We start from the raw sequence: 15,201 nt of genomic DNA, 5'->3' as shown, positions 1-15,201 counted from the left end.
CGACAGGACGGATCGAGCCCGGGAAGCTCATGACCCACAAGGTCCTCGTCTACGGCATGAACTACGCCCCCGAAATGGCGGGCGTAGGCCGCTACACCGGCGAGATTGCCGAGCATCTGGCGGCGGAGGGCAAGTCGGTCGTCGTCGTGACGACGCCGGCTCACTATCCCGGCTGGCGCGTGCAGGCTCCCTATCGCAACGCCTACCAGACCGAGACGCTGAACGGCGTCACGGTCGTTCGTTGTCCGCTGCTTCTGCGCGAGCGGATGGAAGGTGTCTGGCGGCTGATCGCGCCGATCAGTTTCGCCGCGACCTCCCTTCCGGCGGTGCTCTGGCAGTTTATCCGCCATCGTCCCGATACGCTGCTCTGCATCGAGCCGACGCTGATCGCCGCTCCCGCGGCCCTGCTGGCGGCCAAGCTCACGGGCGCTCGCAGCATTCTGCATGTCCAGGACCTCGAGGTGGACGCGGCCTTCGCCGTAGGCCATCTCGGCAGCAAGACCTGGCTGAAGCGTCTCGGCTATGCCTTCGAGCGCGTCGTGATGCGCGGATTTGATCGCGTCGTAACCATCTCCAATCGCATGGCCGAAAAGATCGCCGAGAAGGGCGTGCCGGAGGCCAGGGTCAGCGTCATCCGCAACTGGGTCGATCTCGACCAGATCTTCCCGCTCGATGGGCCGAGTCCCTACCGGCAGGAACTCGGTTATGCCGACGACGATTTCGTCGTTCTCTATTCGGGGAATATCGGCGCCAAGCAGGGGCTGCATGTCCTCCTCGACGCGGCCGAGCGTCTCGCCGGCGATCGCTCGATCCGCTTCGTGATTGCGGGGGAAGGGCCGGCCAAGACCGATCTCGTCGCGCGCTACGGCAAGCTCGACACGGTGCGCTTCCTGCCGTTCCAGCCCTATGAGCGGCTCAACGCCTTCCTCAACATGGCGGACCTGCATGCGCTGCCGCAGGACGCCAACGCCGCCGATCTGGTGCTGCCGTCGAAGCTCGGCGGAATGCTCGCCTCGGGCAGGCCCATCGTCGTGACGGCGGCGTCCGGCACGGAGATCTTCGAGTTTCTCGGCCAGGCGGCCTTCATCACGCCGCCGGGCGATTCGGAGAAGCTTGCCGAAGCGATCCGCGACGTGGCGCGCCAGAAGCTCACCACGGATCGCGTGCTGCAATCCCAGCTCTCGGCGCAGCTGTCGCGAAGCGACGGCCTCAAGCGGTTCACGGAAGCGCTCGAGACCTGACGGGGGCCGGGCGATCCGGCCTTCTCTGCATCAACGGATCGGTCAGTCTTTTTTCGGCTTCGAACTCGCGGCCGAACCGTTGATCAATCGCGCCAGCCAGTATGGCAGCCACAGCGGAAGCCCGCGATAGGGATGGCCGATCGGCAACTTCTTGCCGAGCCGGCGGGCGCGGCTGGCTTCCTCGCGGGCGCGCTTTTCGTCCATCGGCAGCGGATAGACGCTCACGATCGGATCGGTCGGCTCCAGACCCCGTTCGCCAGTGCGCGATCCCGACGATCGCCTCTGACTGCGCCGCCGCGTCGCAGGCGTCTGTTCTGGCATGGAGTGCCTCCCGAGCGCGCCGCGCACTGCGGCGCGGTCGGCTTGATTCCCTAGCATGAGTCGAAGTCCGTTGCGGACTTTCACCATGGAACAGATCGAAGGTGCAACTTCTCATCAATGATCGTCGTCACAGCTCCGTGTCAGAAACGCGGGAACGGGATCATCGTCTGCAAAGGCGCGAGACGGAAGGCGGCGGGACTGTTGCCGACACTGACATGCCGCACGCCAAAGAGTCGCGCCATTCTTGCGTCTATTGCGCGACAGGACCACGTGTCGTATCTGGCGTGTTGCGATGCAATCGGGCATATTGCGCTGCGGGATCATCCTTTCGGATGACCCCATTCTCCCACCGGATGCGGGAGTGCGGCAATGAACGATCTTCGTCCTGTCGACCCATTGGTGAGCCGGTACCCTCTTCCGCTCACGCCCGAACGCGCCCGCCGGGAAGCGATGCAGGCGCGGCGCAATCGACTGAAGCTGCCGAAGGGGCATCCCTATCGCTGGCTGCCGACCTGGGTGCCCTATGGGATCGCCCGGACGCTCTCGGGCTCCGCGCGAAGCTCCTTGCCCGACGGCGCTCATTGAGCGGAAGGCGCGGCGCCGCGCCAGTATCTGCGACACTTCCTGAGGCTGCGGAACGCCGCGTCGGCGTCGTGGACGCCACCCTTTTCGGCGCGTGAGTCCGGCTTCAGTCCGAGCGAGGCCGAGAGCGGCTTGCCGAGCCAGACCTTGCCGAGACGCCAGGCGCTGTCGCGATCGTTGAGCGCTCCGAGCGCGCCCTGCAAATCACGAAGATCGTTCATGAGGTCGCCCGCCCGTTTTTCGGATTTCGCATCAGCGAAGAGGCCGGCAAGGAACTCGGTCGCGTCGCGCAGCCATTTGGCGCGAATGCGCAGCTTGTGCCGCGCGGCGGGTCGCAGCCGCCCCGGCCGGCGGCTGTCTCGGATGGAGCGCCAGCGCTCGTCCAGCGCCGATGCAGCGGCGGTAACGGCGGGGACGTCGGCGGCGCTGTCCGTCGCGAGGTGTCCTATCCCCTCGGCAAAGGCCAGCAGATCGAGCAGCGCCTCGGCGAACGCGCGCGAGGCGAGGACCGTTCGGGCCCTGAGCAGCGCGGCATTGCGGGCGCGGGCGATGGTCGAGAGCTGGTCGGCCGCTTCCATCTGGTTGACGGGGATGACGGCCTGCAGGATGTCCAGATCGCGGGCCTCGCCGAGCCTCTTGAAGGCCTCGCGAATGGTTGCGGCCAATACGGGCGGCAGCGTGCCGGGCAGCATGGCGTCGGCGAGGTCAAACAGTGTCCGTTGCTTGCGCAGCAGCACGCGGAGCCGGTGGACCGCCTCGGCGTCGCTGTCGGTCATGACGGTCGCGCGTTCGACCGCGATGGCGCGCACCAGCGGCTCGGCCAGGCTGCGCAGCGCCGCCGCGGCGGTCGCCTGCGGATCGAGCGGCAGGACGGTTCCCGTGAAACTGTCCGCCTTGCCGCCACAGAGCCGATAGCCACGATCGGACTTTGCGAGCGGCTGGAGATGCAGCGGTATGGCGATGAGCGCCGACCGGGCCAGCGCGAACAGGGCGGCCGGATCGCCGGAAAGCAGTTCGAACTCGACCTCGGCGATCGGCTCGCTGCGTTCGCCAGCGATGATCCGGCCTTCGTCGGTGCTGACCTCGACCACCCCGTCGCCTTCCTCGATCGTCCATGCGCTGCGCGTCACGACCATCGAGAAGCGCGGCTCCAGCCGGCCGCGCACGCGGTGCAGCAGATCGGGCGGCAGTCCTTCGGCCAGCGCCGGCTCGTCCAGCATGCCATCGGCGACGACACGCTCGTGCTCGTCTCGGTGCAGCAAGCCGGAGCCGCCCGGCCGCTTGCCCTTCAGCGTCTGCACCACCGTGTCGCCCGAGCGTCGCAGCCGCAGTGAGAAGCCGGCCTCGTGGAGCAAGTTATCGGGCGTATCGAAATAGGTCGCTTCCAGCAGTTGCCGCTTGTCTGCGAGGCCCGCGAACATCCGATGTGCGCGAAGGGCCGGGAGATCCGCGGCATCGATGGCGAATTTGAGTTCGGTCTCGACCCCTCTGTCGGCTTCGTCCTTCATTGCTGGCGATCATCCTTCTCAGGGGTATGCGGCGCCGAGGACGAGACCCGAGGCGCCGCCCACGGCGATCGCAGCGAGGCTGAAGAAGGCGATGCGCCCGCCGAAGCGACGATCGCCGACCGCGGCGCCATAGCCGGCGCGAGCCAGCGCGTTGACGCCGACGCAGATGAGGATCGCGTAACCTGCCTCGGCGATCCCGATCGATCGACCGGCGAGCCGGGCGGTTGAGAGAGTGAAGGCATCGACATCTGCGAGTCCCGACAGCGCTCCGAGTGGATAGAGACCGGCGGCTCCGAAGCGCTGGCTGACTAAGGCGGCAAGGAGGCCGACGCCGGCGAGGAGACCCGCGAATCCGAGAACGGGCAGAAGCTCGAACGGGTTCCCGAGCGCGACGCCGCCTTCTCCGGCGGGCGCTCGCTGGAAGGCGAGCCGCACGGCGGGGGCGGCGAGCACCAGCGCCGCCGGAACCGCATAGGCCACGAGGAGCGGCGCCAGGGCGGGCTGGATCGCCGCCGCGACGACAAGGACGCGGGTGATGGAAACCGCGCCCGCCGCGGCCGCCCCGGCTGCGAGCAGCCTTCCGTCCTCGCCCCCTGCCGATCGGCGGGCGAAGGCGACCGTGACGGCGGTGGACGAGACCATCCCGCCCGTGAGAGCCGCCACCAGCACGCCGCGTGAGGGGCCGAGTACGCGCATGCCGAGATAGCCGGCATAGGAAAGCCCGGCGATGAGGATGGTCAGCATCCAGATCGCGCGCGGATTGAGCGCTCCGAGCGGATCGAGCGCGCGATCGGGCAGCAGCGGCAGCACGATGACGGTCATCGCCAGGAGCAGCAGGCTGGACCGCATCTCCGCCCAGGTGATGCGCGCCACGAGCGCGTGCAGCCACTCGCGCGCCGCGAGGAGCGCGGCGGTTGCGATGCCGCCGGCGGCGGCGATCTCGCGGTCGCCCACGACGCTGAGGACGCCGAGCATGAAGACGAGCATCGCCGCCACGGTGCCGGTGACGCTGAAGTCGCGGTCCGCCCGGCTCTCGTCGCGCTTGAACCAGGCGAAGATGGCGATGAAGCCGACGAAGCCGAAGCCGATCAGCACCGGCGCTTCGGCCGCCCGAGACACGGCGGCCACAATGCCTCCGAGGAGCCCGGAGAGCGCATAGGTGCGCAGGCCCGCCGTGCGGCTCCCCGGCGAGGCCTCCCGCTCGCGCCAGCCGCGCTCGAGGCCCACGACGAGCCCGATGCCAAGGGCCAGCGCCAGTCTGAGAGCCAGATCCGAGTCCATGCCCTTCCCCCGATCACGGCAAAGGATACCGCAATCGGGGTGCCAAGACTCGATCTCGATCAAGTCATGCGGCGACCGTCAGACGATCGCCGTCTTCTCGGCGATATAGGCGCGCCAGCCGCCGAGCGCGGTGATCTCGCGGGCGCCCTTGACGGCATAGGGCTCACAGAGGAAGCCGGTCGCTTGCGACCCGTCGTCGAGCGTCACCTTGCCGACGCCGAGCGGCGCGGGAATGGCGTTGACGAAGGCGCCGAAAGCGGCCGCCGAAAGCCCCCACACTTCGACCGCGAGGCCGTCGCCGGCAAAGCCGGGATCGCGGATGAGGCCCGGCTTCGGAGGCACGGTGTCGGGGAGGACGTAGAGACGATAGTCGGCGGCCGTGCGGCAGGTCTTCAACAGCCGGCCGCCTGCGGTGGTCAGCTGCGGGTTGAGCGGCATGCCCGAGAGATGCGCGCCGACGACGACGACCGGAAGAAGCTCCTCGGCCGGGGCAGCGATGCGGCTCGCCTCTGGCAGCAGGGCCGCCGTGTCGCGGCCCATGCCGAAGGGCGATGCCCGGTGCAGCCGGTCGCCCAGCTCCGCCAGCGCTGCATCCGCGAAGGCGGGGCCGATCAGCGTCACGCCGCCGGGCATTCCGTCCGGCCGGAAGCCGGCGGGAATCGCAATGGCGCTGCAATCGAGCAGGTTCACGAAATTGGTGTAGCGGCCGAGATTGGAGTTGAGGCGGATCGGATCGGCCTTCATCGCCTCGACCGTGTAGGCCGTCGGCGCAGTCGGCAGCAGCAGCACGTCCATCAGCGCCCATTGCGTGTCCGTCAGCTTGCGCAATTCCTCGAGACGGTACTGCCCGCGAAAGGCGTCGACCGCCGAATAGGCGCGCGCGCCCTCCACGATCGTGCGTACGGTCGGGTCCATCGCCTCGGCGTTGTCGTCCACGAAGGTCTCGATCGCGGCCAGCCGCTCGGCGACCCATGGGCCGCCATAAAGCAGCGCGGCGCATTCGCGGAACGGGGCATAGTCGATCGGCACCGCCGTGCCGCCGAGCGCCTCGAGCCGGGCGATCGCCGCGTCGTAGAGCGCTTCCGTCGCGTCGTCGCCGAAGAACTCGCGCTCCTCGGCATCGAGGACGCCGAAGCGGAAGCCACCCGCCGGCAGGGCCGCCGCCGGAAGATCGCGCGAATAGGGATCGGCCGCGTCGTACCCGGCCGCGACGCGGCGCACGAGGTCGGCATCGCCCGCCGTCCCCGCCATCACGGTGATGCAGTCGAGGCTGCGGCAGGCCGGCACCAGCCCGCTGCCCGAGAGCATGCCGCGCGAGGGCTTAACCCCGACGAGATTGTTGAAGGCCGCAGGAATGCGCCCGGATCCTGCCGTATCCGTCCCGAGCGCGAAGGCAACCTGTCCCGAGGCGACGGCGACCGCCGAGCCCGAGGAGGAGCCGCCCGAGACATAGGCCTCGTTGAACACGGAGCGTGGCGCGCCATAAGGCGAGCGGGTGCCGTTGAGGCCGGTCGCGAACTGGTCGAGATTGGTCTTGCCGACGACGATGGCGCCGGCTGCCTTCAGCCGCGCTACGACCGTCGCGTCGCGGTCCGGACGATAGGCGAAGGCGGGGCAGGCGGCGGTCGTCTCGAGCCCGGCGACGTCGATATTGTCCTTCACCGCGAAGGGGATTCCCCAGAGCGGCTGGTCGTCGGAGGGGGCTCCGGCCGCCACGAGCGCCTCGGCCGCCGCGACCAGCGCCGCGTCGTCGAAGCGCGAGATCCAGACGGCGCGGTCCGGCCAGGCTTCGATGCGCTCGATCACGGCGCGGATGACGTCGACCGGCGTGAAGGCGCCGCTGCGATAGCCCTTCGAGAGCGTCGCGATATCGAGAAAAGTCGGCAGCATCACGGGGCTCCTTCAATCAGCGCGACAATATCGCCGGCGCGCACCGTCCGTCCGACCTGACAGCGCAGGCCGGCGACACGGCCCGCCACGGGCGTCGCGATTTCCATTTCCATCTTCATCGATTCGACGATGACGACCGGCTGGCCGGCCTCCACCATCGCGCCTTCATCCACCAGTATCTTCCAGACATTGCCCGTCATATGCGCGGCGACGGCCTGCTGGCCGTCCGGAATGTCGGTGTCGCTCTCTGCCGCCGGCCCGCCGTCGTCGCTGACGAAGCTGTCGAGCCCGCGCGTCTTCCAGTCGAGCCGCTCGGCCTCGAAGGCGGCCTGCTGTCGCGCCTTGAACGCCGCGATGCCTTCGGCATTGTCGGCGAGCGACCTCGCATAGTCGGCATGCGAGAAGCGCGTCTCCTCGATGCGCACGGGGTAGCGCCCATGCGGGAAGGCGGCGCGCGCCTCCGCGAGCTCCGCCTCGCTCACTTCGAAGAAGCGGATGCGGTCGAAAAAGCGCAGCAGCCAGGGATGGCCCGGCGTGAACTCCGGCGTCTGCCGCCAGGCGTTCCACATCTGGATCGTCCGCCCGAACAGCTGGTAGCCGCCCGGCCCCTCCATGCCATAGATGCAGAGATAGGCGCCGCCGATGCCGACCGCGTTTTCCGGCGTCCAGGTGCGGGCCGGATTGTATTTGGTCGTCACGAGGCGGTGTCGCGGATCGAGCGGCGTCGCCACCGGCGCGCCGAGATAGACGTCGCCGAGCCCGAGCACGAGATAGTCCGCGTCGAACACGATGCGCTTCACATCCTCGATCGTGTCGAGGCCGTTGATGCGGCGGATGAATTCGATGTTCGACGGACACCAGGGCGCATCAGGCCGCACCAGTTCCTGGTACTTGCGCATTGCCAGCTGGACCGACGGATCGTTCCAGGAGAGCGGCAGGTGGACGATGCGCGACGGCACGGTCACGTCGTCGACAGCCGGAAGCGCGGCTTCGATCGCCTGCAGCGCATCGATGAGACGCGCCATCGAAAGGCTCGTCCCGTCGAAATGAACCTGCAGCGAGCGGATGCCGGGGGTCAGGTCGATGATGCCGGGCAGCTTCGCCGCCGACACGGCTTCCATCATCAGGTGGACGCGGAGACGGAGCGCGATGTCGAGCGCCATCGGGCCGAACTCGACCAACAGATTGTCGTCGCCGGCGCGGCGATAGACGACGCGCACCGGGCCGTCATCGCGCGTGGCGAGGACAGGCGAGGCGGGGTGCGGTGGAAGGCCCGCCGCACGCTCTCTCCCCCACAAGGGGGGAGAGGGCTGATCGCGGCTGGCATCGATGATGGTGACGGGCTCCGCCCGCTCCCACTCCTGCGAAGCGGGGGAGGGCTGGGGACGGGAGTCTTCAGCCGGAGCGCCCTGGCCTTCAGCCTCGACGAACCTCACGCCGTCCCCGGGCTTCAGCTGCCCCATCTTCCAGAGTTCGTCGCGGGCGATCACCGCCGGGCAGACGAAGCCGCCGAGGCTGGGGCCGTCCGGGCCGAGAATGATCGGCATGTCGCCGGTGAAGTCGATGGCGCCGATGGCATAGGCGTTGTCATGGATGTTGGAGGGGTGCAGCCCGGCTTCCCCGCCATCGGCGCGTGCCCATCGCGGCTGCGGGCCGATCAGGCGGACGCCGGTGCGCGAGGAGTTGAAGTGAACCTCGTACCGGGCCGAGAACAGCGTCCCGATGTCGTCTTCGGTAAAGAAGTCGGGCGCGCCGTGGGGGCCGGAGCGGACGCCGATCACCCATTCCCGCACCAGGTCCGGCCGCTCGGCCTCGGACACGGCCAAGGGCTGCGTCACGGCGAGGTCGCCGATCTTGAGCACGTCGCCGGCCACCAGTGTGCCGGTGGCGTGGCCGCCGAACCGGCCGAGGCTGAAATTCGCCCGCGAGCCCAGGAAGAGCGGAGCATCAATGCCGCCGCGGACCGCCAGATAGGCGCGCTGGCCGGGACCGCCGACCGGCCCGAAGGAAAGTACGGCTCCGGCCGGGACCGCGACCGGCTCGAAGGCCGCGATCAGCGCTCCGTCCAGCTTCGGCGCCATGTCGGCGCCGGTGATGGCGATCACGGCGGCGCGGTGGAAGCGAAGCGTCGGCCCTGCGACCGTCATCTCCAGCGCCGCCGCCCGCTCGTCATTGCCGACGATGCGGTTGGCGAGGCGGTGCGAGCGGCTGTCCATCGGTCCGGATGGCGGCACGCCGACATTCCACAGGCCGAGGCGGCCGGGCCAGTCCTGCACGCTGGTCTGGGCGCCCGGCGCGATCACCTCGATCGCGCGTGGCTCGAAGGGGAGGGTCCTGAGCGCGGCCGTCGAGACCTCGCCGCTCCGGAACATCTCCGACCGCGCGATGGCGCCGAGATAGTCGAGATTGGTCTCGATGCCATCGACCCGCGAGGCTGCGAGCGCGGCTTCGAGCTTCTCGATCGCGCTCGCGCGGTCGGGTGCCGCGACGATCACCTTGGCGAGCAGCGGATCGTAATAGGGCGTCACCTCCGTGCCGGTCTCGATCCAGCGATCGACCCGGACATCCTCCGGGAACCGGACCTCGGTCAGAAGCCCCGTCGACGGCCGGAAATCGGCCTGCGGATTCTCGGCATAGAGCCGGGCCTCGATTGCCGCGCCGCGCGGAACGAGCGTCTCCTGTAGCGGCAGTGTCAGTTCGCCGGCCGCCTGGCGGATCATCCATTCGACGAGGTCGATGCCGAACACCGCCTCCGTCACCGGATGCTCGACCTGCAGGCGCGTATTGACCTCGAGGAACGAGACGTCTCCGCGCGCCACGTCATAGATGAACTCGACCGTACCGGCCGATTCATAGGCGACGCTCTCGCCGAGGGCGATGGCGGCCCGGTGCAGCGTGGCGCGTACCTCGTCGGGGAGGCCCGGGGCCGGCGTCTCCTCGATCACCTTCTGGTTGCGCCGCTGCAGCGAGCAGTCGCGCTCGCCGAGCGCCACCACGCGGCCCTGCCCGTCGCCGAAGATCTGCACCTCGACATGGCGGGCACGCGCCACGAAGCGCTCGAGATAGACGCGCGCATCGCCGAAGCTGCTGCCGGCCATGCGCTGCACGGCCTCGAAGCGGGCGGAAAGCTCGGCCGCGTCGCGGCAAAGCTGCATGCCGATGCCGCCGCCGCCGGCGGTGCTCTTCAGCATCACCGGATAACCCACCACCTCGGCCGCCGCGAGCGCCTCCCCGGCCGAGGCGATCAGGCCGCTGCCGGGAAGGAGGGGGACGCCCGAAGCCTCGGCCAGCGCGCGGGCGGTGTGCTTGAGCCCGAACGCCGTCAGATGTTGAGGCCGCGGCCCGATGAAGCGGATGCCCTCGGCCGCGAGGCGCTCGGCGAAACCTGCATTTTCGGAGAGGAAGCCATAGCCCGGATGCACGGCCTCGGCGCCGGTTGCACGGCAGGCCGCGACGATGGCGTCGATGTTGAGATAGCTGTCCTTCGCTGGCGAAGGACCGATGGCGACGCGCTCGTCGGCATCGAGCACCGGCCGCGTGAAGCGGTCGGCCTCGGAATGGACGGCGACGGAGGCGATGCCCATCCGGCGCAAAGTCCGGACGATCCGGCCGGCGATCTCGCCCCGGTTGGCGATGAGAACCTTGCTGAACATGGCTGTCAGGCGATCGCCGGGTCGAAGATCATCACGCGCACCGGCGTCGGATTGAAGCCGTTGCAGGGATTGTTGACCTGCGGACAGTTGGAGATGGCGGAGATCAGGTCCATCGCCGCGAGGATGTCGACATGGTCGCCCGGCCGCGAGACGCCGTCGACGATGGCGAGCTTCCCGTCCGGCTCGATCGGCACATTCATGAAGAAGTTGATGTTCGGCACGATGTCGCGCTTCGTCATGCCATGGCGGCTCATCGCGACGATGAAGTTCTCGCGGCAGGCATGCATGTATTTGGTGTGATGGCCGAAGCGCACGATGTTCGCCTCGCAGGAGCAGGCCCCCGCCGAGGTGTCGTGCCGCCCGCATGTATCGGCGACGACGGTCGCCAGCACATTGCCGATATTCGACATCAGCCGCGTGCCGGTCGTCACATAGGGCGCGCCCTGTTCCAGGATCGTGTCCTGCGCGCTGTAGCGCTCCGAGGTGTCGGCCAGCGAATAGAACAGCGTGTCGACGGCCTGCTGGCCCTCGACATCGATGATGCGCAGCACCTGGCCGCGGCGGACGATGCCGGTCCAGGGCTGGTTGGCGGGAATGGTGAAGTCGTAGATCGCTTTCGCCGGGTCGAGGGCGACGGGGAGGGCGGAGAAGTTCGGGCGCTGGTTCATGATCGTCCCTCAGGCCAGCGCATAGGCGGCGTTGTTCTCGAAGCCGCGTCGGGCTTCGGCGGTGGCCGTGCGGCAGAGATCGTCCGCAGCCGGCATCGGCAGGCGATGCAGGATCGCGTCGATTGGCCCCGGTGCGAAGGCGGCGTCGGGCGCCAGCGGATGCGGGCAGTTGGAAACGGCGACGATGAGGTCGAGCTCGGCGCGCAGATCGACGAAGTCGCCCGCCTTGACGATGCCGTCTCGCCAGACGAGCGCGCCCTCCCCGCCGACAGCGACCGGCGCGAAGAAGGTGATGACCGGAGCGAGATCGCGGAGGCCGAGGCCGTGCTTGGCGGCGGCGAGCAGCATGTTCCCGCGCGTCGAGCGCAGGTCGGCCTGGCCATATTTCCGCAGATTGGAAGCCGGTGTCGAGCCGCCGACGATCGTGTCATGCGCGCCGGTCGTGTCCTCGACGATCGAGAACAGGACCCGCCCCATGTCGGAGAAGAGCACGCGGCCCTTCCGAAGCTCCGCCGTCCACTGGATCTTGACGGTATCGGCGCTGTTGTAGCGCTCGCTGGTATCCCGCGCGTTCCAGGCGAAGAGCGAGACGCCCCCGGTCGCGGACGTGTTGACGAGCCTCAGCCCGTGGCCGGCGGCGATCGTGAAGGTCGTGTACCAGCCGCCGGGGATCGTCTCGCGATGGATGATGTCCGCGTCGGAAAGCGGTGCGGCGCCGGCCTCCGTCGGCGGCGGCAGCGCGCGCGGCGCGGCGCTGTCGCCTGCGGCCTTCAGTTCTTCATAGCGCTTGCGCAGCGCCTCGATCGTCGCGGCCTTGTCGATGGCCGGGTCTGTCGCCTCGTTCACGGCGTGGCTCCCTCGATGGCCGGGTCGTCCCGGTTGGCTCCCGTCAGAGGCGCCGGGTCGTCCCGGCCGGGCAAGGATGATGTCCGCGATGGTCTCGGCTGGCCGGCGATCCGCCTCGGCCAGACCTCGATGTCGCGCGTGATGGTCGCGCCGTAGCGCCCGCCGTCGGACGGCTCGTTGCGCCGCCGCTCGAAGGCGATGACGCGGGTCGCGAGGGTGAAGGCTTCCGACATGTCGTGCGTCACCATGACGACGGTCAGCGGCCGCTCGTGCCAGAGCCGCTGCATCAGTAGATGGATTTCGGCGCGGATTCCGGGGTCGAGCGCGCCGAAAGGCTCGTCAAGCAGCAGCACCTTGGGCTTCGCGATGAGCGCCTGCGCCAGGGCGAGGCGCTGCTGCATGCCGCCCGAGAGCTGAGAGGGATATTTCGCCTCCGCGCCACCGAGCCCGACGGCGGCGAGAACCTCGCGCGCCTCCGTCTCCGCCGCGCGGCGGGCGCCTCCGAAAAGGCGGCCAAGGAGGGGCGCGGCCTTCAGCTCGAGCCCGAGCACGACATTGCCGAGCACAGTCAGATGCGGAAACACGGAATAGCGCTGGAACACGACGCCACGTCCGGAATCCGGCTCGTCCGGAAGCGGAGCACCGTCAATAGCGATGGTGCCGCGGTCCGGCCTCTCCTCGGAGAGAAGCATGCGCAGGAAGGTGGTCTTGCCGCAGCCGGACGGCCCGACCAGCGCGACGAACGCGCGAGGCTCGATCTCGAGGCTGATCGCCTCCAGCACGACACGGTCGTCGTACTCTTTCCAGACGTCCTTGACGCTGATGACGCTCATCGCCGCCCCTCAGCCCGTCGCACGGGCGGCTGCGAACCAGGGGAAGGCGCGTCGCTGCAAGAGCGCGAGCCCGCGGTCCATCAGGAAGGCGAGCAGCGTGATCCAGATGACATAGGTGAGGATCACGTCCATCGCGAGATAGCGCCGCACGAGGAAGATGCGGTAGCCGAGGCCCGACTCGGAGGCGATGGCTTCGGCGGCGATCAGGAACAGCCAGGCCGGCCCGATCTGCAGGCGGAGCGAATCGATGAGCCGCGGCAGGGTCTGCGGCAGCACCACGCGCAGCACGATCTGCCAGGTCGAGGCGCCGAGCGTCTGCGCCTTGATCATCTGCTGCGGCGGCAGGTCGCCGACCCTGAGCGCCACGTCGCGGACGAGGCAGGGCGCGACGCCGATGACGATCAGCGCGATCTTCGATGCCTCGCCGAGGCCCATGGTGATGAAGAGGATCGGCAGCAGCGCTAGCGGCGGCACCATCGACACCACGGCGACGAACGCGCCGAGGCCGGCGCGGAAATAGGGCAGCAGGCCGATCGCGATGCCGAGGACGAGGCCGATCGCGACGGCGATCGCCAGCGCCGCGGCGAGGCGGTAGAGGCTCGCCTCGGTATCGACCAGCATCAGGATGTCGCCGGTGCGCGGGTCGGTCGAGAAGGCCATGCGCTGCAGCGCCGCGCCGAGCGACGAGAGGCTCGGCAACAGCTTGTCGTTCGGGTTCTCGGCAAGCCGCGCCGCCGAACCGACGAGATAGGCGCCGAGCACGACGATGAAGGGCAGCAGCGCGAGAATGCGCCCGGCACCCGCGTTCGGCCGACGATTGATCAGCCGCATGACGAGCGCTCCCCTGGTCCGTTCGCCCCGCGCGGCGACAGCCGAACCCGCCCGTCATCGAGCGCGCAGCCGGGCGAGGGGCAACTCCCTCTCCCGCGAATCGGGGGAGGGTTGGGGAGGGGGCGCGGCGGAAATGATGGGGCAGCGTCCAAGCCTGGACGACCGCCATGGGCGGCCGCCCGGACCGAGCTCCCGCAGGCCGTGGCATCCCACATCATGCGCGACCCGCCCGGAACCACGCTCAGAGCTTTCCGGCTGCGGCGTCGGCCATGTATGCGTCCGTGAAGCGGAACTTCACATTGCCCGTGTCGCCGAGCACCTTGCCGTCGGCGAGCTCGATGCCGACGACGTCGGCCGAGTCGGCGCCGTTGCCGAGCAGGCCATGGTCGAACAGGAAGCTGCGCACATGGTCCATCGTGGCGCCGATCTCCGGGCTCTTGGCGAAGGCGGCGGCCTCGTCCGGCTTGAAGAACATGCGCGTCGCCTTGAGCTGCGCTTCGTAGCCGGCGAGATCGGTGCCGGAAGCCTTGCCCATCGCCTCGCGGGCCGCCTTACCTTCGGGCGTGTCCGACGACATGATCGCCATGGTCTCGTACCAGGCGCCGGCGAGCGCCTTGCCGAAGGCGGGATTGTCCTTCAGCGTCTCGGTGTTGACGGCCGTGAGGTCGATGATCTCGCCGGGGATCTGCGAGGAATCGAACACCTTGTTGGCGCCCGGCGTCGCTATGATCTCGGCGACCAGCGGGTTCCAGGTGACGACGGCGGTCACCTCCGGCGTCGCCCAGGCTGCCACCATGTCGGCATCGGAAGTCGAGACGACGCTGAGATCGCGCTCGGTGAGGCCGATCGAGGCGAGGGCGCGGGCGAGCAGGTAGTGCGAGACCGAGAACTCGACGAGGTTGACCTTCTGGCCCTTGATGTCCGCCAGCGCCGTCTTGTCCTTGAGGATGACCGCGTCATTGCCGTTGGAGAAGTCGCCCACGAGGAGCGCGGTCGTGTCGATGCCGCCCGCGGCCGGGATCGAAAGCCCGTCCATATTGGTCAGCGTGACGGCATCGAAGCCGCCGGCCGTGTACTGGTTGATCGATTCGACATAGTCGTTGACCTGCACGACATCGATGCTGATGCCGTATTTGTCGGCCCATTTCTTGACGATGCGCTGCTCGGCAGCCCACTGCCATGGCATCCAGCCGACATAGATCGACCAGGCGAGCTTGAAGTCCTTCTTGGGCGCGGCATCGGCGGAGCCGGCGAAGGAGAAGGCGAGGGCCGTGGCCATCAGGCCGGCGGCGAGGCTGCGTCTCAGAGCTTTCGTCACGTGCATTGCCAACTCCGGTCAAGGTTTCGCTGGAACCGGGAATTGGCAAAGACCTGAGCGTCGCCAATTCCTGGCCACTGAGGTCTCCCGGGATTTTATCCCGCCGTGCCCGGCGCGGATGTCTCCCGCGCCGGCGGCAGCTCTCGGACCAGCATTCCCTCGGAGGGGAACCGGAACCCTAGCCACCAACTCAATGCAGAATGAAAAGCAAGGCGCGTGCCAGCGTGCC

At 68.7% G+C, this 15,201-nt stretch carries 11 protein-coding genes and 1 riboswitch; of the genes, 1 reads left to right on the top strand and 10 read right to left on the bottom strand.

The features are described from left to right. Positions 1 to 29: 29 nt before the first annotated feature. Positions 30 to 1,241, top strand: coding sequence for a WcaI family glycosyltransferase (locus QO015_RS03210; RefSeq protein WP_266281502.1), 1,212 nt, complete (start codon positions 30 to 32; stop codon positions 1,239 to 1,241). Positions 1,242 to 1,283: 42 nt separating this feature from the next. On the opposite strand, the gene QO015_RS03205 is transcribed toward QO015_RS03210, so the two are convergent. The 10 genes from QO015_RS03205 to QO015_RS03160 form a co-directional block, all read right to left on the bottom strand. Next, the gene (locus QO015_RS03205; protein ID WP_266281503.1) at positions 1,284 to 1,649 is read right to left on the bottom strand and encodes a hypothetical protein; all 366 of its coding nucleotides are present in this window, start codon (positions 1,647 to 1,649) and stop codon (positions 1,284 to 1,286) included. 491 nt (positions 1,650 to 2,140) lie between these two features. Then, complete coding sequence (locus QO015_RS03200; protein ID WP_266281504.1) at positions 2,141 to 3,652, bottom strand: CYTH and CHAD domain-containing protein; 1,512 nt, start codon at positions 3,650 to 3,652, stop codon at positions 2,141 to 2,143. Between the two features lie 18 nt (positions 3,653 to 3,670). Then, positions 3,671 to 4,933 (bottom strand): MgtC/SapB family protein, encoded by a 1,263-nt coding sequence (locus QO015_RS03195; RefSeq protein WP_266281505.1) that lies wholly within the window; start codon positions 4,931 to 4,933, stop codon positions 3,671 to 3,673. A 78-nt stretch (positions 4,934 to 5,011) separates the two neighbouring features. Beyond that, complete coding sequence (gene atzF, locus QO015_RS03190; RefSeq protein WP_266281506.1) at positions 5,012 to 6,823, bottom strand: allophanate hydrolase; 1,812 nt, start codon at positions 6,821 to 6,823, stop codon at positions 5,012 to 5,014. Then, entirely contained in the window at positions 6,823 to 10,476 is a 3,654-nt protein-coding gene (gene uca / locus QO015_RS03185) for an urea carboxylase (RefSeq protein ID WP_266281507.1), read from the bottom strand. Before uca ends, atzF begins: the two co-directional genes overlap by 1 nt. A gap of 5 nt (positions 10,477 to 10,481) precedes the next feature. Continuing rightward, complete coding sequence (locus QO015_RS03180) at positions 10,482 to 11,144, bottom strand: urea amidolyase associated protein UAAP2 (RefSeq protein WP_266281509.1); 663 nt, start codon at positions 11,142 to 11,144, stop codon at positions 10,482 to 10,484. Between the two features lie 9 nt (positions 11,145 to 11,153). Beyond that, complete coding sequence (locus tag QO015_RS03175; protein WP_266281511.1) at positions 11,154 to 11,990, bottom strand: urea amidolyase associated protein UAAP1; 837 nt, start codon at positions 11,988 to 11,990, stop codon at positions 11,154 to 11,156. Next, positions 11,987 to 12,823 carry an ABC transporter ATP-binding protein gene (locus QO015_RS03170; RefSeq protein ID WP_266281513.1) on the bottom strand — a complete coding sequence of 279 codons (837 nt, stop codon included), beginning with the start codon at positions 12,821 to 12,823 and terminating at the stop codon, positions 11,987 to 11,989. Before QO015_RS03170 ends, QO015_RS03175 begins: the two co-directional genes overlap by 4 nt. A gap of 9 nt (positions 12,824 to 12,832) precedes the next feature. Beyond that, positions 12,833 to 13,654, bottom strand: coding sequence for an ABC transporter permease (locus QO015_RS03165; RefSeq protein ID WP_266281514.1), 822 nt, complete (start codon positions 13,652 to 13,654; stop codon positions 12,833 to 12,835). A gap of 241 nt (positions 13,655 to 13,895) precedes the next feature. Beyond that, complete coding sequence (locus QO015_RS03160) at positions 13,896 to 14,933, bottom strand: putative urea ABC transporter substrate-binding protein (RefSeq protein ID WP_266282495.1); 1,038 nt, start codon at positions 14,931 to 14,933, stop codon at positions 13,896 to 13,898. A gap of 121 nt (positions 14,934 to 15,054) precedes the next feature. Beyond that, a riboswitch (guanidine-I (ykkC/yxkD leader) is annotated at positions 15,055 to 15,165 on the bottom strand. Positions 15,166 to 15,201 lie beyond the last annotated feature (36 nt).

Source organism: Kaistia geumhonensis (assembly GCF_030815145.1).
Classification (GTDB): domain Bacteria; phylum Pseudomonadota; class Alphaproteobacteria; order Rhizobiales; family Kaistiaceae; genus Kaistia; species Kaistia geumhonensis.
The sequence above is the reverse complement of the archived record's forward strand: the minus strand, read 5'-3'. Positions and strand labels throughout refer to the sequence as shown.